The organism is Flavobacterium sp. KACC 22763 (assembly GCF_028736155.1).
Taxonomy (GTDB): Bacteria; Bacteroidota; Bacteroidia; order Flavobacteriales; family Flavobacteriaceae; genus Flavobacterium.
In genome coordinates, this window is sequence record NZ_CP117879.1 from 1,253,711 (window position 1) to 1,279,028 (window position 25,318).

21 protein-coding genes are annotated in these 25,318 nt (G+C 32.8%); 20 read left to right on the forward strand and 1 reads right to left on the reverse strand.

From position 1 onward, the window contains the following. Positions 1-7 precede the first annotated feature (7 nt). The 20 genes from PQ463_RS05420 (at position 8) to PQ463_RS05515 (ending at position 24,212) form a co-directional block, all read left to right on the forward strand. Positions 8-1,237, forward strand: coding sequence for an HD domain-containing protein (locus PQ463_RS05420; protein ID WP_274256680.1), 1,230 nt, complete (start codon positions 8-10; stop codon positions 1,235-1,237). A 39-nt stretch (positions 1,238-1,276) separates the two neighbouring features. Further along, positions 1,277-2,320 carry a UDP-3-O-(3-hydroxymyristoyl)glucosamine N-acyltransferase gene (lpxD, locus tag PQ463_RS05425; RefSeq protein ID WP_274256681.1) on the forward strand — a complete coding sequence of 348 codons (1,044 nt, stop codon included), beginning with the start codon at positions 1,277-1,279 and terminating at the stop codon, positions 2,318-2,320. Then, positions 2,313-3,701 carry a bifunctional UDP-3-O-[3-hydroxymyristoyl] N-acetylglucosamine deacetylase/3-hydroxyacyl-ACP dehydratase gene (locus tag PQ463_RS05430; RefSeq protein ID WP_274256683.1) on the forward strand — a complete coding sequence of 463 codons (1,389 nt, stop codon included), beginning with the start codon at positions 2,313-2,315 and terminating at the stop codon, positions 3,699-3,701. The genes lpxD and PQ463_RS05430 overlap by 8 nt, the downstream gene beginning before the upstream one ends. Positions 3,702-3,775: 74 nt before the next feature. After that, positions 3,776-4,561 carry an acyl-ACP--UDP-N-acetylglucosamine O-acyltransferase gene (gene lpxA / locus PQ463_RS05435; protein ID WP_091497682.1) on the forward strand — a complete coding sequence of 262 codons (786 nt, stop codon included), beginning with the start codon at positions 3,776-3,778 and terminating at the stop codon, positions 4,559-4,561. 129 nt (positions 4,562-4,690) lie between these two features. Beyond that, on the forward strand, positions 4,691-5,257 hold the full coding sequence (gene efp, locus PQ463_RS05440) for an elongation factor P (protein WP_095929274.1): 567 nt from the start codon (positions 4,691-4,693) through the stop codon (positions 5,255-5,257). Positions 5,258-5,378: 121 nt separating this feature from the next. Beyond that, positions 5,379-6,308, forward strand: a complete 930-nt coding sequence (locus PQ463_RS05445) for a UDP-3-O-(3-hydroxymyristoyl)glucosamine N-acyltransferase (protein ID WP_274256686.1) — start codon at positions 5,379-5,381, stop codon at positions 6,306-6,308. 1 nt (position 6,309) lies between these two features. Continuing rightward, a complete protein-coding gene (locus PQ463_RS05450; RefSeq protein WP_008464044.1) occupies positions 6,310-6,672 on the forward strand; it encodes a nuclear transport factor 2 family protein in 363 nt (120 codons plus the stop codon). A gap of 86 nt (positions 6,673-6,758) precedes the next feature. Then, positions 6,759-7,631, forward strand: a complete 873-nt coding sequence (sucD, locus tag PQ463_RS05455; protein WP_057118027.1) for a succinate--CoA ligase subunit alpha — start codon at positions 6,759-6,761, stop codon at positions 7,629-7,631. Between the two features lie 140 nt (positions 7,632-7,771). Continuing rightward, positions 7,772-8,200: a hypothetical protein gene (locus tag PQ463_RS05460; protein ID WP_274256688.1), complete on the forward strand. Its 429-nt coding sequence runs from the start codon at positions 7,772-7,774 to the stop codon at positions 8,198-8,200. A gap of 511 nt (positions 8,201-8,711) precedes the next feature. Next, entirely contained in the window at positions 8,712-9,317 is a 606-nt protein-coding gene (locus PQ463_RS05465; protein WP_111424871.1) for an RNA polymerase sigma factor, read from the forward strand. A gap of 90 nt (positions 9,318-9,407) precedes the next feature. Then, a complete protein-coding gene (locus tag PQ463_RS05470) occupies positions 9,408-10,523 on the forward strand; it encodes a FecR family protein (RefSeq protein WP_274256689.1) in 1,116 nt (371 codons plus the stop codon). 230 nt (positions 10,524-10,753) lie between these two features. Next, on the forward strand, positions 10,754-14,464 hold the full coding sequence (locus PQ463_RS05475; RefSeq protein WP_274256690.1) for a SusC/RagA family TonB-linked outer membrane protein: 3,711 nt from the start codon (positions 10,754-10,756) through the stop codon (positions 14,462-14,464). A 13-nt stretch (positions 14,465-14,477) separates the two neighbouring features. Further along, positions 14,478-15,965, forward strand: coding sequence for a RagB/SusD family nutrient uptake outer membrane protein (locus PQ463_RS05480; protein ID WP_274256691.1), 1,488 nt, complete (start codon positions 14,478-14,480; stop codon positions 15,963-15,965). A gap of 20 nt (positions 15,966-15,985) precedes the next feature. Further along, the gene (locus PQ463_RS05485; protein ID WP_274256692.1) at positions 15,986-16,843 is read left to right on the forward strand and encodes a zinc-binding metallopeptidase; all 858 of its coding nucleotides are present in this window, start codon (positions 15,986-15,988) and stop codon (positions 16,841-16,843) included. A gap of 30 nt (positions 16,844-16,873) precedes the next feature. Further along, on the forward strand, positions 16,874-18,235 hold the full coding sequence (locus tag PQ463_RS05490) for a DUF4302 domain-containing protein (RefSeq protein ID WP_274256693.1): 1,362 nt from the start codon (positions 16,874-16,876) through the stop codon (positions 18,233-18,235). Positions 18,236-18,330: 95 nt separating this feature from the next. Then, the gene (locus tag PQ463_RS05495; protein ID WP_274256694.1) at positions 18,331-18,615 is read left to right on the forward strand and encodes a hypothetical protein; all 285 of its coding nucleotides are present in this window, start codon (positions 18,331-18,333) and stop codon (positions 18,613-18,615) included. Positions 18,616-19,067: 452 nt separating this feature from the next. Then, complete coding sequence (gene fabG / locus PQ463_RS05500) at positions 19,068-19,814, forward strand: 3-oxoacyl-[acyl-carrier-protein] reductase (RefSeq protein ID WP_111369193.1); 747 nt, start codon at positions 19,068-19,070, stop codon at positions 19,812-19,814. 79 nt (positions 19,815-19,893) lie between these two features. Then, positions 19,894-21,921 carry a hypothetical protein gene (locus PQ463_RS05505; RefSeq protein WP_274256695.1) on the forward strand — a complete coding sequence of 676 codons (2,028 nt, stop codon included), beginning with the start codon at positions 19,894-19,896 and terminating at the stop codon, positions 21,919-21,921. A 353-nt stretch (positions 21,922-22,274) separates the two neighbouring features. Then, positions 22,275-23,171 carry a LysR family transcriptional regulator gene (locus PQ463_RS05510; RefSeq protein WP_274256696.1) on the forward strand — a complete coding sequence of 299 codons (897 nt, stop codon included), beginning with the start codon at positions 22,275-22,277 and terminating at the stop codon, positions 23,169-23,171. A gap of 75 nt (positions 23,172-23,246) precedes the next feature. Continuing rightward, on the forward strand, positions 23,247-24,212 hold the full coding sequence (locus PQ463_RS05515; RefSeq protein WP_274256697.1) for a YeiH family protein: 966 nt from the start codon (positions 23,247-23,249) through the stop codon (positions 24,210-24,212). A gap of 151 nt (positions 24,213-24,363) precedes the next feature. On the opposite strand, the gene PQ463_RS05520 is transcribed toward PQ463_RS05515, so the two are convergent. Then, the gene (locus PQ463_RS05520; RefSeq protein ID WP_274256698.1) at positions 24,364-25,314 is read right to left on the reverse strand and encodes a hypothetical protein; all 951 of its coding nucleotides are present in this window, start codon (positions 25,312-25,314) and stop codon (positions 24,364-24,366) included. Between the last annotated feature and the right edge of the window lie 4 nt (positions 25,315-25,318).

Genomic DNA, 25,318 nt, shown 5'->3' on the forward strand with positions numbered 1-25,318 from the left:
CTCAATAGTGACTCAGATCAACAAACTTAAAATATTCAACGATCCTATATATGGTTTTATAACGATTCCGAATGCGTTGGTTTACGATTTAATTCAGCATCCGTATTTTCAGCGTCTTCGTAGAATTTCTCAAATGGGATTGTCGTATTTGGTATATCCAGGAGCTAATCATACGCGTTTTCATCATGCTTTAGGATGCATGCATTTGATGAAGAAGGCAATTGATACACTTCGCTTTAAAGATGTTGTTATTTCTGAAGAAGAAGAAAATGCGCTTTTGATCGCAATTTTGCTTCATGATATAGGACACGGACCATTTTCGCATGCCATGGAAAAGAGTATTGTTGAAGATGTGCATCATGAAGCTATTTCGCTATTGTTTATGAATCAGCTGAATGAAGAGTTTGACGGAAGATTAAGTTTGGCAATTCAGGTTTTTAAAGGAGAATACCATAGAAAATTTATGCTTCAATTGATTTCAAGTCAGTTGGATATGGATAGAATGGACTACTTAAAACGTGATAGTTTTTATACTGGTGTTGCGGAAGGAAATGTAAATTCTGAGCGATTGATTCAGATGATGAATGTAGAAAACGATGTATTGGTAATTGAAGAAAAAGGAATTTATTCTGTTGAGAAATTCCTGCTTTCGAGAAGGTTGATGTATTGGCAAGCTTATTTGCATAAAACAAGTTTAGTAGCTGAATTAATTTTAATGAAGGTGCTGAAAAGAGCAAAAGAACTGACTTTAAAAGGTATTAAACTGCCTTGTAGTGAACCGTTGATGTATTTCATGCAGAATAAAATTACGCTCGAAGATTTTGATGCTGAGAAATTAGACTTATTCTCCCAGTTAGATGATTTTGATATTATAAGCGCTCTAAAAGCTTGGCAGAAGCATAGTGATTTTATACTTTCTACATTAAGTAAAATGATTATCAATAGAGATTTATTGAAAATTAAGCTTAGCGCAGAAAAAATTCCGATGGAAGAATCACAATCTTTAAAAGAAGAGTTTGCAGAAGCGCATCAAATTTCGGCTGTAGACGCTGGTTATTTTATTTTTAGAGGTAAAATAAAAAATCAGGCGTATAGTAAAGAAGCAGAACCAATTCGTATTTTGAAAAAAGATAAAACAATTGAAGATGTTGTTGAAGCTTCTGACCAGCTGAATTTGAAATCGTTATCTAAATTGGTAACAAAATATTATATCTGTTTTCCAAAACAACTTATATAAAATTAACATTTAAAATCTATTTTTTATATTTTTGTCGCGATGAAATTTACAGCAGAACAAATAGCAGGAATTTTAGAAGGAGAAGTTGTTGGGAATCCCAATGCAGAAGTTTCTAAGCTTTCTAAAATCGAAGAAGGAGAGGAAGGTTCTCTTACTTTTTTGGCTAACCCTAAGTATATCAATTATATATATACTACAAAAGCGACAGTAACAATTGTTAATGATAGCTTTATTCCGGAACAGGAAATTAGTACTACACTTATAAAGGTAGAAGATGCCTATGCGGCGTTTTCTAAACTTTTACATTTTTATAATCAGGTAAAATTAAACAAAAACGGTATCGAGCCTCAGTCCTATATGTCTGAAGGAACGAAATATGGTGAGAATCTATATTTAGGGAGTTTTAGTTATATCGGGCAAAATGTAGTATTAGGTAATAATGTGAAAATTTACCCAAATAGCTTTATTGGCGATAATGTTGTTATTGGCGATAATGTGTTCATTTTTGCAGGTGCTAAAATTTATTCTGAAACCGTAATTGGTAATAATTGCACGGTTCATTCTGGTGTTATTATAGGCGCAGATGGTTTTGGATTTGCTCCAAACGAAAACGGAGAATATAGCAAAGTACCTCAGATTGGAAATGTTATTATTGAAGATAATGTAGATATTGGTGCTAATACTACAATTGACAGAGCAACTCTTGGTTCTACAATAATTAGAAAAGGAGTTAAGTTAGACAATCAGATTCAGATTGCCCATAATGTAGAAATAGGAAAAAATACGGTAATAGCGGCTCAAAGTGGTGTTGCGGGTTCTACAAAAATTGGTGAAAACTGTATGATTGGTGGGCAGGTAGGTATTGCAGGTCACTTAACAATAGGAAATAATGTTAGGCTTCAAGCCCAATCAGGTGTAGCCAGAAACATTAAAGATGATGAAGTTTTACAAGGAACTCCATCTCTTGGATATACAGATTTTAATAAATCGTACGTTCATTTTAAGAATCTGCCTAAAATTGTGGCCGAAGTTGAAGAATTAAAGAAACAAATAATAAACCCAAAAAATGGAAATAATGGTTAAACAGAAGACCATCAAAAATGAAATTTCACTAACAGGAGTTGGTTTACACACTGGAAAAGAAGTTACAATGACTTTTAAACCTGCACCCGTTAATAATGGTTTCACTTTTGTAAGAGTAGATTTGCAAGGTCAACCAGTCATTGAGGCTGATGCTAATTATGTTGTTAATACTCAAAGAGGTACAAATCTTGAGAAACTTGGTGTGAAAATTCAAACACCAGAACACGTTTTGGCTGCAGTAGTTGGCTGCGATTTGGATAATATTATTATTGAATTGAATGCCTCTGAACTTCCAATTATGGATGGTTCATCAAAATATTTTGTTGAAGCTATTGAAAACGCTGGTATTGAAGAACAAGACGCGCAACGTAATGTTTACGTAGTAAAAGAAGTAATCTCTTTTACAGACGAAGCAACAGGAAGCGAAATTCTTGTAATGCCAAGCGATGAATATCAGGTTACAACAATGGTAGATTTTGGTACAAAAGTTTTAGGTACTCAAAATGCTACTCTTAAAAGCTTAGCTGATTTTAAATCTGAAATTGCAAGTTCTAGAACTTTCAGCTTCCTACATGAATTAGAATCATTGTTGGAGCACGGACTTATTAAAGGTGGAGATTTAAACAATGCAATTGTATATGTAGATAAAGAAATCTCTGAGTCTACAATGGCAAACTTGAAGAAAGCATTTGGGAAAGAAGAAATATCTGTAAAACCAAACGGTGTTTTAGATAATTTAACTTTGCATTATCCAAACGAAGCCGCAAGACACAAACTACTTGATGTTATTGGAGATTTATCTCTTATTGGAGTTCGTATTCAAGGTAAAATTATTGCTAACAAACCAGGACACTTTGTAAATACTCAATTTGCTAAAAAACTGGCTAAGATTATTAAAATAGAGCAGAGAAATCATGTTCCTACTTATGATTTACATCAAGAACCATTGATGGATATTCATAAAATCATGTCTATGTTGCCTCACAGACCTCCATTCTTGTTGATTGACAGAATTATCGAAATGTCTGATCGTCACGTAGTAGGATTGAAAAATGTTACTATGAATGAGAACTTCTTTGTTGGTCACTTTCCAGAAGCTCCAGTTATGCCTGGTGTATTAATTGTAGAAGCAATGGCACAAACAGGAGGGATTCTAGTATTAAGCACTGTTCCAGATCCTGAAAACTATTTAACATATTTCATGAAAATTGACAATGTTAAATTTAAACACAAAGTGTTACCGGGAGACACTTTAATCTTTAAATGTGAGTTAATATCTCCTATCAGAAGAGGAATTTGTCATATGCAAGCAAACGCTTATGCAAATGGTAAATTAGTTACTGAAGCAGAATTAATGGCACAAATAGCAAGAAAACAATAATAAATTATCAAATTTATTGTTTAGGTTTGTTGCTTCAAATTAGAATATTTTAATTAAAAATATAAAACATACAGATGAATCAACCATTAGCATATGTTCATCCAGGCGCGAAAATCGCTAAAAACGTTGTAATAGAGCCATTTACAACAATTCACAATAATGTTGTTATTGGTGATGGTACTTGGATTGGTTCAAACGTGACCATTATGGAAGGTGCTCGAATTGGAAAAAATTGTAACATTTTTCCAGGAGCTGTAATTTCTGCGGTGCCACAAGATTTAAAATTCGGAGGTGAGGATTCTCTAGCAATTATCGGTGATAATTGTACAATTAGAGAATGCGTAACTATAAATAGAGGAACAATAGCTTCAGGTCAGACTGTAATTGGAAACAATTGTTTAGTAATGGCATATGCGCATATTGCACACGACTGTGAGATTGGAAACAATGCAATTATTGTAAATGGTGTTGCATTAGCTGGACACGTAGTTGTTGGAAATCATGCAGTTATTGGAGGTTTAGCGGCGATTCACCAGTTTATTCATATTGGAGATCATGCTATGATTTCTGGAGGATCTTTGGTTAGAAAAGACGTTCCTCCATTTACAAAAGCGGCAAAAGAGCCATTATCTTATGTTGGAATTAATTCTGTTGGTTTAAGAAGAAGAGGGTTTACAACTGAAAAAATTAGAGAAATTCAGGAAATCTACAGAATTTTATACCAAAAGAATTATAATACAACTCAAGCTTTGAGTATCATTGAAGCGGAAATGGAAGCGACTCCAGAAAGAGATGAAATTCTAGATTTTATTAGAAATTCTTCTCGAGGAATTATGAAAGGTTATTCAGGAAACTATTAATTTTAGAGTTTAGATTTCTGATTTTAGATTTCTAAACGATACAGATAACAAATAACAATAAAAATGAAGATTGATTCTTTGTCTAGAATCTAAAATCTACATTCTAAAATCTAAAATAAAAAAATACAAATGGCATCTACATCAGATATTAGAAACGGATTGTGTATTAAATTTAATCACGATATCTATAAAATTATTGAATTTCTTCACGTAAAGCCTGGAAAAGGTCCAGCTTTCGTAAGAACAAAATTGAAAAGTTTAACTTCTGGTAAAGTATTAGATAATACTTTCTCAGCAGGTCATAAAATTGACGTTATTCGTGTTGAAACACATACATTTCAATATTTATATCCAGAAGGTGACGAGTTTCACTTCATGAATGCTGAAACGTTTGAGCAGATTTCTTTAAACAAAAACATTTTGGATGCTCCAGATTTATTAAAAGAAGGAACAAACGTAATGGTACAAATCAATACAGAAACAGATTTACCTTTATCTGTTGATATGCCAGCATCTGTAATTCTTGAAGTTACGTACGCTGAGCCAGGCGTAAAAGGAAATACAGCTACAAACGCAACAAAAAATGCTACAGTAGAAACTGGTGCAAACATCAACGTTCCTTTGTTTATCAATGAAGGAGATAAAATTAAAATTGATACAGCTTCAGGTTCATACATGGAGCGTGTTAAAGAATAGTTATTTTAATTAAGATAATTTGACAATGAGTCAATTAGATAATAAGTGAATCGACATAATTTTGTATATTCACATTCTAATTGACTCATTTTCTAATTTACAAGTTTTCTAATTATACTATATGAAATTTCCAAAGAGTCATTCTTTACAAGAAATTGCTAATTTGCTTAATTGCAAATTTATCGGAGACAAAGACTTTCAAGTTTTAGGCATGAACGAGATACACGTTGTAGAGCCTGGAGATATTGTTTTTGTTGACCATCCAAAATACTATGACAAAGCTTTACAATCGGCTGCGACAATTGTTTTGATAAACAAAGAAGTGGAATGCCCAGAAGGTAAAGCGCTTTTAATCTCTGATGATCCGTTTAGAGATTTCAATATTCTTACGAAACATTTTAAACCATTCCAATTTGCTAATGTTGCCATTGCTTCTTCTGCAGAAATAGGAGAGGGAACGGTAATTCAACCAAATACTTTTGTTGGTAATAATGTTAAAATTGGTAAGAACTGCTTGATACATTCTAATGTTTCTATCTACGATCATACTGTAATTGGAGACAATGTAATTATACATGCTGGAACTATTCTAGGAGCTGATGCTTTTTATTATAAAAAACGTCCAGAAGGCTTTGATCAATTAGTTTCTGGCGGAAGAGTTGTCATTGAAGATAATGTCGGTATTGGTGCTTTATGTACAATTGATAAAGGTGTTACAGGCGATACAACTATTGGTGCAGGTTCTAAATTAGATAATCAAGTGCATGTTGGGCATGATACTGTAATAGGTAAAAAATGCTTAATTGCTTCGCAAACAGGGATCGCTGGATGTGTGATTATTGAAGATGAAGTAACGCTGTGGGGACAAGTAGGAACAACAAGTGGTATTACAATTGGAGCAAAAGCAGTTGTAATGGGACAAACTGGTGTGACTAAATCGGTTGAAGGTGGAAAATCGTATTTTGGTACTCCAATTGAAGAATCGAGAGAAAAATTGAAACAATTAGCCAATATCAAAAAGATTCCTGAAATTTTAAGTAAATTGAAGTAATATGTCTATTAAAGAATTTGTTCAGAAATTTTATAAGTCAGATGCCTTAATTGATAGCGAAATTTTAAAAACATATCTGCATCCTGACGTTACGCTTGAATGGAACAGCAGTAAAGGTTTTATTCAGATGGATTATGATTCGATAATTGAAATGGCCAACGAGCTTAGCCGTGCTTATGTGCGTTCTAAGGTGAGAATTAGCCATATTATTAGCGAAGATGATTTAGTATCAGTGCGTTACTCTCATTTTGTAAAAACGATCGAGAATCCGAGAGAAGAGATGCTTTTAGCACATTTTGCAACCATTTGGCAAATAAAAGATGATAAACTTTATAGAGGTTATCAAATGAGTCAATTTTCTTAATATTTTTTTGACAATAAAAGAGTCAAAATACATTACAAAACCTTATTTTTGCAACACAAATTTAAAAACTACATAAAATATATATCATGAGTGTTTTAGTTAATAAAGATTCCAAAATAATTGTTCAGGGATTTACAGGAAGCGAAGGTACTTTCCATGCTTCTCAAATGATTGAGTACGGTACTAATGTTGTTGGAGGTGTTACTCCAGGAAAAGGTGGTACTAGCCATTTAGATCGTCCAGTTTTTAATACAGTAAAAGATGCTGTTGACCAAGCTGGTGCTGATACTTCTATCATTTTTGTTCCGCCAGCTTTTGCTGCTGATGCAATTATGGAAGCTGCTGATGCTGGAATTAAAGTAATTATTGCTATTACAGAAGGAATTCCTGTAGCAGATATGATTAAAGCAAATAATTATGTTAAAGAAAGAAATTCAAGATTAATTGGTCCAAACTGTCCAGGTGTAATTACTCCAGGTGAAGCTAAAGTTGGTATTATGCCAGGTTTCGTTTTCAAAAAAGGTACAGTTGGTATCGTTTCTAAATCAGGAACTTTAACTTACGAAGCTGCTGACCAAGTTGTAAAACAAGGTTTAGGTATCACTACAGCTATCGGAATTGGTGGAGACCCAATCATTGGAACTACAACTAAAGAAGCTGTTGAATTATTAATGAATGATCCAGAGACTGAAGCTATCATCATGATTGGTGAAATCGGTGGTCAACTTGAAGCAGATGCTGCAAGATGGGTTAAAGCTGATGGTAACCGTAAACCAGTTATTGGTTTTATCGCTGGAGAAACTGCTCCTGCAGGTAGAACAATGGGTCACGCAGGTGCAATCGTTGGTGGTTCTGATGATACAGCTGCTGCTAAAAAGCAAATCATGAGAGACAACGGAATTCACGTTGTTGATTCACCAGCTGAAATTGGTAAAAAAGTAAAAGAAGTACTTGGATAATCTTCAAGTCTCAAAATAACAAATTCCCAAAAAAGTCTCAATATCCTGTTGAGACTTTTTTACATTTTAAAAGCTGAGGCGTAAATAAAAAAAAACTTAGCATCTTAGAACCTCAGTATCTTAGAAGCTTAAAAAGAAATATGTACAAAGAATTAGAGAAATTTAAGGCAACAAACAGTTTTACTTTTACTGTAAATGATAGTTTAGAAGAGGCTTGCAACGCTCCAGAAGGAAGTGCAGGTGTCTTTATTGTATATGCTGTTGAAGGTGGAGAAAAAGAATTAATCATGGTTGGTTCTACAGGAACTGTTCAAAATGACGGAACTTTAAAAAGTAAAAATGGTGGACTTTACGACAAAATCGTAAACGGACATCAATTTGCTAAAACAGGAAGAAAATATTCTTGGCCAGCTCAAATGAAGTTAGAGAATATTGAGGCGTTAGAAGTAGTTTGGTACGAAACTTTTGCTGGAGATGTAAAAGCAATTCCAACTGCTGTAGAAGGACAGGTTTTACAAAACTTCTTAGATGAAAATGGTAAATTGCCAAGATGGAATGTAGCTTTTTAAGCAATAAAAAATATTGAATAGTTAGCCTTACTTAAAAAAAAAAGTAAGGCTTTTTTATTTTAAATAATGAAATTGAACGTTAAAATAGCTTTGGTTTTTTTTAGAGAGAAAAGAAAAATATTGATATATAAGAAATAGAATTGTTCAGATCAATTCTGTTAATTAAAATTTAAATTATAGTAAATTTTAAGTTTGACCAAAAAAGTAGGGTAAATACTGATGAATTTGAAAAAATAAGCAAATTTTAGAGGATTATTGGGTTTTAATCATTTGCTTTTCTATATTTATCACACAAAAACAAAAAATAATGTTAAAATTTAGTTCTTTCTGAAGTAGCTAAAGTCTTGTGGAATGTAAAATACTTGTTTAATTTTTGTTAAATTAAAGTTTGTTTATGAATCCTAGACGAGTCTTTTAAACTAAATTTTTACATCACAATTTTAATCTCTTGCAGTAAATCTTCTTTTAAAGTAATTGTAAATAATTGGATTTTTTGCCCAAAGTATTTTGTATGAGCCAAATTTTAAAAAACAAAGTTTTAGATGATTTTATTCTATGGAATAATTTGAAAAATGGTAATGAGAAATCTTTCTCTTTACTTTTTGAAAAGTATTATAGAGACCTAATCAGTTACGGCAATTCGCTTTGTCCATATGCTGAAAAGGTGCAAGATTGTATTCAAGATGTTTTTGCTGATATTTGGCTTTACCGAGATTCTCTTCAAGATAATGTTGTAGTTAAGGCATATTTACTTTCAAGCGTTAGAAAGAGAATTGCTCGTTTGCATGAAAGAGATCATGTTTTTAGAAAAACTACAACTACCGATGTTTTAGAGTTCCTTTTTGACTTTTCTATAGAAAATGATTTGGTTGAAGACGAAGTCACAGCCGAACGTGTTCTTCTTTTAAATAAACTATTAAATGATTTACCTGGACGCCAGAAAGAAGCATTGTATTTACGTTATCACCAAGGTTTAAGCGTAGATCAAATTGCCGATTTATTGGAGGTGAATTATCAGTCTGCAAGCAATCTTCTTCATCGCGGTTTATTAAATCTTCGCAAGGAATGGAAAGGCAGTATTCCGCTTCTAGTCCTTATATCTTCAGGGGTTTTTTAAAAATTTAAGAAAAAATTAAAAAAAAATCTTAAATAGGTGAGTATATAATAAAAAAACTGTCCTCTATGTTTTTGTAACCTTAATAGTAAGATGCAAAAACGTAACAATTATATCGAAATAGAAGACTTTCTAGCTGATGAATCTTTTCAATTATGGATTTTATCTAAAGTTGATGAGCAAGGCTGGGAAGAATGGACTTTGGAAAATCTGCAAAGAGCCAAACTTGTCGAAGATGCTAGACTTGTACTTTTGGCAATGCGAGTTCCAGAATCTCATTTGTCTTCAAATGATGTTCATGAAGCCTTAAAAGAAACTTGGCGTAAAATTGAACATAGAGAAGAACTTTCTCAAGAGACTTCAAAAATTAAAAAACTAAAAATACAAAGATACTGGATTAGCGGCGTTGCGGCAGCTGTTTTGGTTGGGGTATTTTCCGTATGGTTTTTTAAAATGAATATAATAACTACTGATAATATAGTTACTTATAACGAACTTATTCAGGATAATGATGAAGGTTTGGTAGAACAAACCAACAATTCTGAGAAATCACAGATAGTTACTTTATCTGATGGAAGTTCGGTTTTATTACAGCCCAACAGTAAATTAAGTTACCCTAAAATCTTTACCGGAAACGAAAGAAAGGTGTATTTATCCGGCGAAGGTTTCTTTGAAATTAGTAAAAATCCTAAAAAGCCTTTTTTTGTTTATGCTAACGAAATTGTAACTCGCGTTGTTGGAACAAGCTTTAGGATAAAGGCTTATCCAGACCAGCAAAATGTCGAAGTTCTTGTTCGCACCGGTAAAGTTAAGGTAAAATCTAACAATTTAGTTCATGATGTTGAAAACAAGGAAATTGTTCTTCTTCCTAATCAGGCATTGCGTTTTGCTCGTAAAGAATTAGTTTTTAATAAAATAACTAATATTACTCAAGATCCAATTTTAGTTAGCAGTGTTAGGAATATCGAACAGTTAAGCTTTGAATTTAATGACATTCCTGTAGCACAAATTCTTGAAACTATAGAGCAGGCTTATTTGGTAGATATTGATTTTCCACATGAAAAATTGAAAGATTGCCGATTAACTACTTCATTGAGCGATCAGCCGCTTGCCGAAAAATTGAAAATAATTTGTAAAAGTATCGGTAATGATACTAATTACGAAATGAATGGAAATCAAATTGTAATTACGAGTTCTGGCTGTAACTAGAATTCTTAATTAAATTAAAAATCGAAATAAAATAAAACCAAAATTAAACTAATTAAAAACTAAAAAATAATTTATAACTGCCTATGTAAAAAACTAATACATAAAAAAAGTGCCGAGAATGCTGTAACATTAACGACACTTAAATCTGAATAAATTACTCTCTGTAAAGGGCAATTTATGATGTTTCTTAAAATACACTCGAATAGTATTAATCAAAACAAACCAAAATTATGAAAAAACCTGTTGTCAAGCAACGATTACTTCACCAAATCATGAAAATAACGCTGTTTCAGTTTGTGTTAGCGCTTGTGTTTTCAAGTGTTACTCTCGCAAATAATGTAAATGGGCAGAAAAAACTAGATACTAAAGTCACGATTACAGTTGATAATCTAACTTTAGACAATGCTTTATCGAAAATCGAAAAGTCTGCTCATGTAAAATTTTCTTATAACTCAAGACTTCCTCAGCTTGGAGAGAAAGTAAGTATAGAAGCAAATCAAGAAACTCTGGCTAGTATTTTGAGCAGAGTATTGGTTCCTTTTAATATTACTTTTTCTGAAGTGAGTAATCAGATTGTGCTTCAAAAAAGTGCTGTTTCTTTTTCTAACGCAAATAATCACGATTCTTTGTTTGAAATCTTGACTTTCGGACCAATCATCAAAGGAAAAGTTACAGATCAAAGTGGGTCGCCTCTTCCAGGAGCTACTGTAATGGCAAAAGGAACGAAAACTGCTGTATTGACAGATTTTGATGGAAATTTCTCTATCGAAATGCCTGCAAATGTAGATCGTTTGGTTATTTCTTATGTGGGTATGGAGACAAAAGAAATCGGAATTAATAATCCTACGCCAACTGTAGTTTTAACTGAGGCAGGACAAAATCTTAAAGAAGTTGTAGTTACTACAGGATATGAGAAAACGTCAAAAAGAACATTTACTGGAGCAATCAGTAAAATTTCTGGTGCTGAGTTAAAAGTTGATGGTGTTGTAGACGTAAGTAGAATGATTGAAGGTAAAGCTGCGGGGGTTACTGTGCAAAACGTAACAGGATCTTTTGGTGCTACTCCAAAGATTACAGTTCGTGGATCTTCTTCTATTTTTGGTGATACAAAACCTTTATGGGTTATTGATGGTGTGGTTCAAGAAGATATTATCAATGTAACATTTGCAGATTTAGCATCTGGAAACTCTGCTACATTATTAAGTTCTGCAGTTGCAGGTTTAAATGCAAATGACATTCAAAGTATTGAAATTCTTAAAGATGCGTCTGCTACCTCAATCTATGGTTCAAGATCGTTAAATGGGGTTGTAGTTGTTACTACAAAGCAAGGACGTAGAGATTCTCCTTTAAAAATTAACTATTCTGTAGAAAATACGGTTAGAACGGTGCCAAGCTATACTCAGTTTGATATCTTAAATTCTCAAGAATCTATGAGTGTTTTCCAAGAAATGAGAACAAAAGGATATTTAGATCAAAGTTCTTCATTAACAGCAAGATTTAGTGGAGTTTATGGAATTTTGGCAAAACAGATTAATTTATATGATAGTTCTAACGGACAATTTGGAGTTAGAAATGAGCAGCCATACATTAATCAATTTTTGAAAAAATATGAGTTAGCAAATACAGATTGGTTTAAAGTTTTATTTAGACCTTCAATTACTCAAAATCACTCTTTAAGTTTTTCTGGCGGAGGAAAAAACAATACTTTTTATGCTTCTCTAGGTTATTATACAGATCCAGGATGGACAGTGGCAGATAATGTAAAACAGCTATCAGCTAACATTAAAGGGACATTCTACATTAACGACAAGTTAAATATTACGTTATCGACTTTAGGATCGATGCGTGATCAGGAAGCTCCAGGTGCTTACGATAGCAAGAATGATCTTGTTTTTGGTAAAGTAACTAGAGATTTTGATATCAACCCATTTAATTATGTATTGAGTACAAGTAGAACGTTAAGACCTTACGATGATAATGGAAACCTAGAATATTACCAAAATAACTGGGCGCCAATGAATATTCTTAACGAATTGGAAAATAACACTTTAGATATTAAAGTAAATGATATTCGTTTTCAAGCTGATTTAGATTATAAAATCAATAAAAATTTATCTTATAACCTAACAGCATCAGCACGTTATGCTAATACTTCAAGAGAACACAAAATCTACGAAGATTCTAACGTAGTGGGAGCGTACAATGCGGGAGTTGGTGCAACTTTGAATACTCAGATTCAGAAAGATAACGTGTTTTTATATCAAAATCCAAATGATTTAACAGCGCCTAAAGTTTCAGTATTGCCAAATGGTGGATTCTTAAGAAAGTTTACTAATGATATGACTTCTTACAATGTTAGAAATAGTGTTACATACAGAAATACATTTAATGAAAAACATGAATTAGAAGCATTTGTTGGTACAGAGTTTAGATCTGTAGATAGAAATAATGACAATTTTACTGCGGCTGGTATTCAGTTCGAAAAAGGACTTACTTCTTTTGTTGATCCTAAATTGATTGAAAAATTAGTAAATGAAGGAAACTCTTACTATGAGTTTGGAGCAGAAAGAGAGCGTACTGTTGGTTTCTTTGGTAAAGTAGGATATACTTATGATCGTCGTTATACAGCTTCTTTAACAGGTCGTTATGACGGTTCGAATAGACAAGGAGATGTTGGTTCTTCTAGATGGTTGCCAACTTATACTGTGAGTGGTAAGTGGAATATTAAAGAGGAAAACTTCATGAAAGATGTTGAGCCTATTAATACATTGGCACTTAGAGCTTCTTATGGTTTAACAGCAACTGCTGGGCCGGCAACAAACTCATTGGCAATTTATAAAAGCTTTATCACAGACCGTTTTGCTGTTGGAGATAGAGAAAATGCAATTCGTATAGAAGATTTACAGAATAAAGATTTGACTTGGGAAAAACAATATGAAACAAATATTGGGGTAGATCTTGGAATGTTTAGAAATAGAGTACAGTTTACAACAGATGTTTATCGTCGTAAAGCATTCGACTTGATCGATTACGTAATTACATCTGGAGTAGGCGGAGAGTCTATTAAACAAGGTAATAACGCAGATATGGAAACTAAAGGTCTTGAAGTTGGTTTTACAACTCAAAACATTGTTTCAAAAGATTTTAAATGGTCTACTACAGTAAACTTCTCTGTTTATGATCAAAAAATTACAAAATTGGCTAACAAACCAGCTGTATTTGATTTGATTGCTACAAACGGAGGAAACACAGTAGGGCATCCTAGAAACTCATTATATTCTTACCAATTTACAGGTTTAAATAATGAAGGTCTTCCAACTTTTATTTTGCAAGACGGAGCAGAAAACAATATAACAGATGCTAATTTCCAAGATACTAATGACGTAACTAAATATTTGAAATATGAAGGATCTGTAGAGCCTAACAAATCTATTGGTTTTGCTAACACATTCACATACAAAAACTGGTCACTTTATGTATTTGTTGTTGGATCTGGAGGAAACAAAGTAAGATTAAACCCTGTGTATAGCAACAAGTATACAGATCAGACAGTATTTACAAAAGATTTTGCAAACAGATGGATTAATCCGGGAGACGAAAATTATACTAATGTTCCTGTTATTGCAGACAAATTAATGAATAGAAATTATGGAGCAAGCGACTTACAGATTGCTTATAATACTTACAATTACTCTGATGTTAGAATTGCAAGCGGTGATTTCGTACGTTTAAAAAACATCTCTTTAAGCTGGGAATTCCCAAGCGATTATAAGAGAAAATTAGGATTGTCAACTTTCACCTTGAAAGGTTCTGCGGTTAATCCTTGGCTGATTTATTCAGATAAAAAATTAAACGGACAAGATCCTGAGTTCCGTAACACAGGAGGGGTAGCTTTCCCAATTACGGCACAATATACTTTTGCAATTAATATTTCATTCTAATACTAAATTGATTATGAAAAATATAAAAATAGCACTGTCATTATTATTACTGGTTACTATTAGCAGTTGCGACGATTTTCTTTCAGAAGTGCCAGATAATAGAACACAGATAGATACTCCAGAAAAAATATCAGAATTATTAGTTACTGCTTATCCAGACAGATCATACTTTCCGATTGCAGAAGTAATGTCAGATAACGTTTTTGATACTGAATCATTACAATCTGTAAGCATAATTAACGAGGAGAGCTTCAACTGGGAAATGCAGAGTCAAATTGGAACTGATAGTGAAAACGCATTTTGGATGTCATCTTACGAGGCAATTGCTGCTGCGAATCAGGCTTTAGAGGCTATAGAAAAGCTTGGAGGCAAAGAGACTCTTAATCCGTTAAAAGGAGAAGCTTTAATAGCAAGAGCTTACAATCATTTTATGCTAGTTTCATTATGGGCAAATCGTTATAATCCTGCTACTGCGGCGACAGATTTAGGAGTTCCATATATAACAAAGCCAGAAACGGAATTATTGGTTAAATATAAACGTAATAGTGTAAAAGAAGTATTTGATTTTATTGAGCAAGATATCAATGAAGGAATGAAATACATCACAAGTGAATATAAAGAGCCAAAATATCACTTTAATGTAGATGCTGCAAAAGCATTTGCTTGCCGTTTTTACTTAATAAAAGGAGATTGGGATAAGGTATTAGAATATTCTGAAGGACTTGGTTCTAAACCAACAAAAATTAGAAACTATACAGCTTTTAATGCAGTAGCTTTTGCTCAAATGCCAATTGAATATTCAAGAGTTGAACAAGAAACTAATTTATTGGTAGCGTATCCAAACTCAATTGCAAACAGATCAGCAGCGTACAGATTTGCGCTTCCTGGAAATAGATCTGATGAAATCTTAGGGACACAAACGAATATGTGGGCAAAACCTAATTTAATTAGAGCAAACGGCCAGTATTTTGGAGGTACAAACGTATTTGTTCCGAAGCTATATGAGTATTTTAAATTCACGAATTTAACATCTCGTACAGGTGAGCCTTACACTGGTTCTGTATTATTTAGTAATGATGAAATGTATTTGAACCGTATTGAAGCATTGGTGATGAAAAATAGAATTGCTGAAGTGAATACAGAATTAGGTTATTTCTTAGGAACTAGAACTTCAGGATACAATGCAGCAACAGATATATTAAATGAAGCTATTGTTACTGCTAAATATCCGCCGATTGCAGATGAGTTTACGCCATTTTATGCATTAACAGATCTTCAGAAATCGTATATCAAAGCAATTGCCGAAGCAAGAAGAAGAGATTTTATCCGCGAAGGTCTTAGATGGTTTGATATCAAACGATTTAATCTTGTTGTGACGCATAATACTCTTGAATTTGGAAAAGTGGTAAAAAACAACATCTTGGAAAAAGATGATAAAAGAAGAGCGTTGCAAATACCGCTTAGAGCTTCAGATAATGGTATTGAAAAAAATCCTAGGTAAATTTTTAATTAGAAAGTATTATGAAGATATTCAAAACATATAAAACAGTAGTTATAGCAGGCGCCTTATTGCTTGCGTCATGTGCACACGAAGATCAGCCAAAAGAAAGCCAGTTAGATTTTTCTACACCACAAAAAACAGAATTAGACAATTGGATTGGTGCAAACTTCTTAAGTCCATACAATATCAATGTGTATTACGAATGGAACCAGAATTTAGTAGACGAAAATAGATATTTATATCCTCCACAGGGAGCTAAAGTGCAGCCTGCAATGGAAGTTGTAAAGAAAATCTGGATTGATAGTTATAGCACTATTGGAGGAAAGGATTTTGTTAAAAAAATTGCTCCAAGAGAATTTGTTCTTGTTGGTGGGGTAAACTTAAATACAAACGGTACTGTAACGCTTGGACTTGCAGAAGCGGGTCAAAGAGTGTCTCTTTTTCAGGTTGATAATCTTAATAAAAAAAGCAGATCTAGCGTAACACAATTTATTCATACCATTCAGCATGAATACGTACATATTTTAAACCAAACTAAACCTTTTGATGAGCAAGCTTGGGCAAAATTGACACCTTCTGGATATACCACTACATGGTATAATGAAGCAACTGCGACTTCTAGATCTTTAGGTTTTATTACAAGTTATGCGAGATTAAACATATACGAAGATTTCGCAGAAACTGCTGCTACAATCTTAACAAGTTCTAAAGCGGAATATGATGCCATTTTAGCAAGTATAACAGACGCTACTGCAAAAGCTAATATTAAAGCAAAAGAAGCTTTGGTAGTTAAATATTATAAAGATTCTTTCAATATAGACTTTTACGCATTAAGAGATGAAGCTCAAAAGAATACAGATGCTGTAATAAATAATTAAGGACAATAAATTTTTATAAAATTCAATATTATGAAAGTAAAACATATATATAAGTGCCTAACGATCGCTTTTGCAGCTTTGCTTTTGGGATCATGTTCTAGCCCAGAAGTAGATGCAAAATTTGATCAAAATGCTACTGATCGATTGAGTGGACGTCAAAAGGAATTAAACGATTTATTGCTTTCATCAGCAGATGGTTGGAAAGCAGTTTATTATACTGATAGTACACAATTAGGAGGATGGACACATTTGTTTAAATTTTTGCCAAATATGAAAGTAGATATGGCATCAGATTTCACAGGTAAAGATGGTCAGATTGACACAAAAACGTACCAAAGCCAGTACGATCTTCAAGTAGGAAGTACTGTGAGTTTAGTTTTTAGTACACAAAATAGAATCCACCTTTTATCAGATGCGAGTAATTATCCAACTGCAGCACTTCTTGCAAAAGGGTATTTAGGAGATTTTCAGTTTTATTACTATGGACAAAAAAATGGTGACATTATCTTTAGAACAAATAGAAATAGCCACTTTCTTCGTTTTGTAAAAGCTACACCAAAAGATTGGGCTGATTTGCCAGGAAACGTTCCAATTATTAAAGCCATTACAGGTGATATGTATAGCCCATTATTTAGAATATTAGCAATAAATGATGGTACAGCTACTAAAAATTATGATTTTAGTTATAACGCTAGTGCTCGTTTTGGTACAGGATATTCTTTAGATCCAGCTGTTAATACGAGTTATGACCTTGCGTTCTCATTTAATCCTATTGGAGCTTATTCAAAACTTCCTTTAGAGGTTAAAGGACAAAAACTTACCGACTTTGCTTACGACAGTGCTACAAATACTTTTGTTGCTACTGGAAAAGACGGGGTTAAGGCTACAATTATGTATACAAATGCACCGCCAAGACTTACAGATGATTATAAAGTGACGTTGCCAGCAGCTGGAGCTCCATCTACAGCTTATGGCTATATTGCGGTAAATCTAGTAAACGCGCCTACAAACTCGCAATTGTGCAATTATTTATTAAATGAAATTAATAGTGCATCAGCAGCAAAAGTAAACAGAGTACAATTTACTTTCTTTAATAATCGTACTGTAGACATCATGTACAGTTTTACAGGAGGAAAAGCAACCGTATATCATAGAGCAACTGTTACCGAAGATGCTGTTAATAAAACTATTATTCTAAAACATTCATTATGGCATAACGGAACTGCAGTGATTGCAGCAGATCCTTTGGTTAAAAATCTTGATGACAAATTGATGGATCCTAAAGGTTTATATGTTACTAGAGAAAACTTCAGAATAAGTTTCTCTAACACAATCTACACTTTTGCCGGTGCATCAAGCAGTTTTAGAATTACTACATATGCGTTCCAATAATTAGTTAAGAATAATTTTTATTTCAGAAAGCAGCTCATTTTTTGAGCTGCTTTTACCAAACATAATTTCTGAATTAAACAATCTAACTTTTATTAATGAATATTATGATAAAAAAAATATTGACACCAGCGACTATTGCAATTTTCTTATGGGGGACTATTCTTTTACTTATAAATCAATATTACTACGAATACGTTCGCTACTATTTGTATATCTCCATACTTGTGATTTTCCCTTTTATGATTTGGAATCTTATCAAACAATGGAAAAAGGATAAAGCAGAAGAAACAAAAGAATTTAGATCTTCGATTTTCAGAATGCTAATTATGGCGGTAGTCATGATTCTTATATTTTATGTGACGAAACAAAATCACATTTAAACTTTTTAGTTCTGTTTTTTATCAAACATAATTTCTGAATTAAACAATCTAACTTTTCATTATATAGATAGTATGGTTAAAAAAATATTGACACCAGCAACAATTGCAATATTCTTTTGGGGAATAGGTCTTTTGATTATAAATGAATATTACTATGAATACTTAAGGCCTTATTTATATGTATCTATAATAGTCGCGATTGGCTGTATAGTCATTGATAAAATTAAGGAGAATAGAGAAGAAAAAGAAGAATAGAATCAAGCAATGCAAAATCGCATTTAAACGTTTTTAGTTTTGTTTTTTTATTTTGGGGGGAACAGCTCATTTTTATGAGCTGTTTTTTTTGTTTTAGCAGCATCTAAAATTCTTAAGCCAATTTTTGGATTACAAATTTTATTAAATGCTCAAATAATCTATATTTGTAATTCAAAAAATAAAACGAATACCTTAATATGAAATTACTAGAAGGAAAAGTTGCAATTATTACTGGTGCAAGCCGTGGAATTGGAAAAGGAATTGCTGAAGTTTTTGCTAAACATGGAGCAAACGTTGCTTTTACATACAGCTCATCTGCAGCATCTGCAGAAGCTTTAGAAGCAGAATTAAATAGTTTAGGAGTTAAAGCAAAAGGATACCAATCTAACGCAGCAGATTTTAACGAAGCTCAAACCTTTGTTGATGCTGTTTTAGCAGATTTTGGAACTGTAGATATCTTAATCAACAATGCCGGAATTACAAAAGACAACCTATTAATGCGTATGTCTGAGGCAGATTTTGACCAAGTAATTGATGTAAACTTGAAGTCGGTTTTTAATATGACAAAAGCGATTCAGAAAACTTTCTTGAAACAAAGAGCAGGATCTATCATTAATATTAGTTCTGTTGTTGGAGTTTCTGGAAACGCAGGTCAAACAAACTACGCAGCTTCTAAAGCTGGTGCAATCGGATTTACTAAATCTGTAGCTCTTGAGTTAGGTTCTCGTAACATTCGTTGCAATGCAATTGCTCCAGGTTTTATCGAAACTGAAATGACTGCAAAATTAAGCGAAGATGTAGTAAAAGGATGGAGAGAAGGTATTCCGTTGAAACGCGGAGGAACTCCTGAAGATGTAGCAAATGCTTGTTTATTCCTTGCTTCTGACATGAGCGGATACATTACAGGACAAGTTCTTAATGTTTGCGGAGGAATGCTTACTTAATAAGTTGATTGTTGATGGTTTGTTGTTTATAGTTCACAACCATAAACTTTAAACTAAAAACCATAAACTAAAAACAAATATGACGACAAACACGATTCTTTTATTATTGCTTTCTTTAGTAATTGCTGGTGGTTTATCGTACTTTCAATATTTTTTCAAAGCCAAAAGTAAATCCAATGTGATGATACTTTTGGCTTTTTTACGTTTTTTAGCCATTTTCGGATTATTGGTATTATTGATTAATCCGATCATTTCTAAAAACTCATTAGAGATTACCAAAACGCCTTTGGCAATTGTGGTAGACAATTCTAGTTCTATTGCTGCTTTAAAATCAGATAAAAAAGCAGTCGAATTATATCAAAAACTAGTTTCAAATCCAGCTTTAAAAGAGAAGTTCGAAATTCAGTCTTATCAGTTTGATAACGATTTTAGAACTTCAGATAAATTTGATTTTAAAGGAAATCAAACCAATTTAGACGAAGCGGCAAAGAGTTTAAAAAGCATCAACAAAAATCTGATTTTTCCAACCGTAATTATTACAGACGGAAATCAAACTACAGGAAACGACTATGTGTATAGATTCGATCCTGTCAATAAAGTTTATCCTTTGGTTGTGGGAGATACAACCACTTTTTTTGATTTAAAAATCAATCAGCTTAACGTAAACAAATACGCTTTTCATAAAAATAAATTTCCTGTTGAAGTTTTTCTGCAATACGCCGGCGACAAAACTGCCAATGCAGAATTTACCATTTCACAAGGAAATACGGTTGTAGCAAAAGAAAAACTTTCGTTTTCACCATCAAAAAAAACAGCTTCTTTAAACTTGCTATTGCCAGCAGATAAAGTTGGATTGCAGATTTATAAAGCCAGTATTCAATCTTCGGCAAAAGAAAAAAACAGTTACAACAATATCAAAAATTTTGCAGTTGAAATTATTGACCAGAAATCAACAATTGCTATTGTTTCGGCTATAAATCATCCGGATATTGCCTCTTTAAAACGTTCGATCGAGGTTAATGCACAGCGTAAAGTGATATTAGTTAAACCAAATCAAATTAACGACTTACAAGATGCTTCTGTTTTGGTTTTGTATCAGCCAACAACGGCTTTCAAACCGATATTTGACAACAATAAATTAAAAGGAACAAATACCTTTATTATAACAGGAAACAATACCGATTTCAATTTTCTAAATCAGCAGCAAAACAATCTGATTTTTAAAATGAGTAATCAGCGAGAAGATTTTCTTAATGAATTCCATTCTGATTTTAATCTGTTTGCAATTGACGATATTGGTTTTGAAAATTTTCCACCTTTACAAAATCCGTTCGGAAATATAAGTACAAACGGAAACGTGTCTGTTTTGCTTTCGTCAAAAATTAGAAACGTTTCTACAAATGCTCCATTATTGGCTTTCGCCGAAAATCAAGGAAAAAGAACCGCTTTTCTTTTAGGAGAAAATAGCTGGAAATGGCGTTTACAAAGTCATGTTGACAATCAGTCATTTGAAAAGTATGATGTTTTTATTGATAAAATAGTTCAATATTTAGCATCATCGACTTCAAAGAAATCTTTAGTGGTAACGCACGAAAGTTTTTATAATTCTGGAGAAGAAATTATCATCAACGCGCAATATTTCAATAAAAATTATGAGTTTGACGAAAAAGCCAGACTTACAATCAGTGTTGTAAATGCAGCCACCAAACAAACTAAAAATTATGATTTACTAAAAGGAAGTAATTCTTTCTCAGCTAATTTGGAAGGGCTTCCAGCAGGAAAATATAACTTTACAGTAAAAGAATTAAATTCAAATACTTCATACGCAAGTCATTTTGAAATTTTAGATTTTGATATTGAGAAACAATTCGTAAATCCTGATGTAATTAAATTGCAGCAATTAGCTCAGCAGACTGGCGGAAAAGCGTTCTTCGAAAATCAATCTGATCATTTGATTAATATGCTTTTAGAGAGTAAAGAATACAAATCAATTGAGAAAAACATCTCAAGTAAAACTCCAATTATTGATTGGGTTTGGTTATTGATTTTGATTGTTGCTTTATTAACAATTGAATGGTTCGTTAGAAAGTATAATGGGCTTTTATAATTCATCATGTAAAGTCCCTATGGGACAAATGTGGTCAATATCTTAAGAGCTGTTACCGTTATTGAATCTCTACGAGATTTTTATCTTTAGAATTTTGCTAATTATTTTGCTGAACAAAAACTGTTTTATGAATTTCAATATGATAAAATAAAGATTGTTTATAATAATATTTATGAAACAAAAACTCCGTTAGGAGTTTAAGATCGGTAGAAAAAACGACCACAAAGTAAAATTGTCCCGTAGGGACTATACAATAAGGTTGCATAATAAAAAAAAAAGGTTGAATTGAGACGAAGGTTCAAAGTTTTTCAATAACTTGAAACTTTAAACATGAAACAAAACAAACAATAGTTATGGACTTCAGGCTAAAAGTTTTTTACACCGTTGCGCTCCGCCTTAATTTTACTAAAGCGGCAACAGAATTGTATATTACGCAGCCAGCAGTTTCCAAACATATCCAAGAACTAGAAGAAACGTATAAAACCAAACTTTTTGAACGAAACGGTTCTAAAATCGCTTTAACTCCCGCAGGAAAAATTCTTCTAAAATATACTAAAAGTATTTTTGATATTTACCGCGAAATAGATTTTGAAATGAGTTCGTTTAATGCAGAACGTCAAGGTTTGCTTAGGTTAGGAGCGAGCACAACTATTTCGCAATATATTATTTCTCCAGTTTTGGCTAGTTTTCATCAAAAACAAAAAGATATAAAAGTCAATTTACTGAATGGAAATACAGAACAAATTGAAAACGCCTTAATCAATAAAGAAATCGAAATTGGAATTGTAGAAGGGCATTCTAAAAATCAATCGATAAAATACATTCCGTTTTTAAAAGACGAATTGGTTTTGGTTTGCAATAGCAAAAATCCTTTTGTCAAGAAAAACGAAATTTCGGTAAGCGATTTAAAATCAATGAAATTCATAACTCGAGAACGTGGATCTGGAACACTTGAAGTTATAGAATTTGCCTTGAAAAAAGCAGGTTTAAAATTTTCAGATCTACAAATTGAAATGCAGCTTGGAAGTACAGAAAGCATAAAATCATATTTATTAAACTCAGATTGTTTTGCTTTTATGTCTATTCATGCTGTGAGTAAGGAGTTGAAAAATAAAGAATTGATTGTTTTAGATGTAGAGAAGTTGTCTATAGAAAGATATTTTTACATAGCCACTTTGCAAGGAAAATCAGATTCGTTATCAGAACTATTTATTCAAAATTTAGCAAATCATTATAACTTGAAGTTATAGCCAATTGTAATTTACGATTGGCGTTTTCAATATAAACGGCGGAACTTTGCAATATAATATCAATACCCATTTATTTTGAAAACAAAAGAACAAACCACAGCACAATTATTTGAAATTAATCAATCTTTACAGCAAGTACTTTTTCTGGCTGTAATTCTTTTATGTTTATTTTCGATCATTTCTCCGCCAATTGCGCTTTTATTAGGCGTTTTAATTGTGAATCTTTTCGGGAATCCATTTGTAGAATTCAATCATAAAGCTATTACATTTTTATTGCAGTTTTCGGTTGTTGGTTTAGGATTCGGAATGAACGCCAACAGCGCAGTTTCAGCAGGAAAAGAAGGATTTGTTTTAACTGTTTTTTCAATCTTTAGCACCTTGCTTTTCGGATTACTGTTAGGAAAGTGGCTTAAAACAGAAAGAAAAACGTCTCACTTAATTTCTTGTGGAACAGCGATCTGCGGTGGAAGTGCTATTGCGGCAATTTCGCCAGTAATCAAATCAAACGAAAATCAAACTTCAATTGCTCTCGGAGTTATTTTTATACTGAATTCTATAGCATTATTTGTTTTTCCATTCATCGGACATCAATTAGATTTGTCGCAAAAAGATTTTGGGTTATGGTGTGCCATTGCAATTCATGATACCAGCTCTGTAGTTGGTGCGGCAAATAAATATGGAGCAGAAGCATTGCAAGTTGCTACAACAGTAAAATTGGCGAGAGCTTTATGGATTATCCCAATTTCAATCTTGACCGCTTTTCTTTTTAAAAGCAAGAATTCAAAAATCAAAATTCCTTACTTTATAGGTTTGTTTGTTATAGCAATGCTGGTGAATACTTATGTTCCGTCAACAGCCATTTTTACTGGTCATCTTGTTGGAATTGCAAAAATTGGTTTAACGGTAACTTTGTTCTTGATTGGAGCAACTTTAAATTTTGCAACTTTAAAAACAGTAGGAGTAAAGCCTTTATTGCAAGGTGTTTTTCTTTGGATTTTTATAGCCGTTTTGGCTTTAGTATCAATTCTTTATTTAGGCTAATATTTTTAACCGCAAAGAGCGCAAAGAATTACGCAAAGAGCACAAAGTTTTTTGTGCAAAGCTTTGCGAACTTTGCGTTTTATTCAAAATTTTATGCAAATAAACTTTGCGCTCTTTGCGGTAAAACTATACTCAACGTTTTTTAACTATATTACTTTACATTGGAGAATTTTACAATTGGTTTATCAATCATTTTGTAAAATTTTCCTTTGAAAGCAAAACGTCTTTCAATCTCAAAATTAAATGATTTTTTAGTTTTTGCCATTGCAGCAATTTCTTCAGGAACATTGGTTTCAAACTCATCTTGAGCTTTTAATGCTTTATTGAAAGATCCCTTTGTTTTGATGATAATATCTCTAAAATGCTTTTTTGTATTATCATTTACAACGGTGTAAGTTCCAGACCATTCTATGCTTTGAACGTTGGTAAGCTGATAATCGTTCACTTCCATTATAGGCTGATATTTTCCATCAAAACCAGCGACCAGATACAGCCATCCTTCAAAAGGGCCGCCTGCGCCGCCATTAACATGCAATAATGTAAAAGCAAACTGATCTTCCCCAATCTCAACCAATTTTGGAGTTGGACATTGTGCAAAAGAGCCAAAAGCAGCAACAGCAGGCTGAAAAGATCTCATGTCCCAAGAATTGCCATTTTTTGCAAATTTTGCCAAACCAAGCAATCCTCCAGAAAAACGTCCTGTCTGAAGTCCGTCTTCATCATGGACAGAATGATTAAAAGCCAATATTTTAAATTGATTGCCTTTTGAATTTGAATAGTCAATATTGGCTAAAAGTCTCGTTGCAACACCTTCTGTGTATGGAAATAACTGATCGCCTTCAACACCGTTTACATCAGTAAAAGGAGAAGGCGTACATGTTTTACAGATCCAGCTAATGAAGCCGCTTCCGTCGCGTTTGCCATATTCTGTGCCAGGAAAAAGCGCCCACATTACCTTTTTTGCTTTAAAAGGTTCGGCTATTTTTAAAGTTCTTTTTTGATTTAAAATTGTGTCGTTTACTTTGCCTGGGTTTAATTCAATTTCTTGAGCAAAGCAAATGCTAGATAAAAAACAAGCAGCAATAAGAAAAGTATGGCGCATAGGT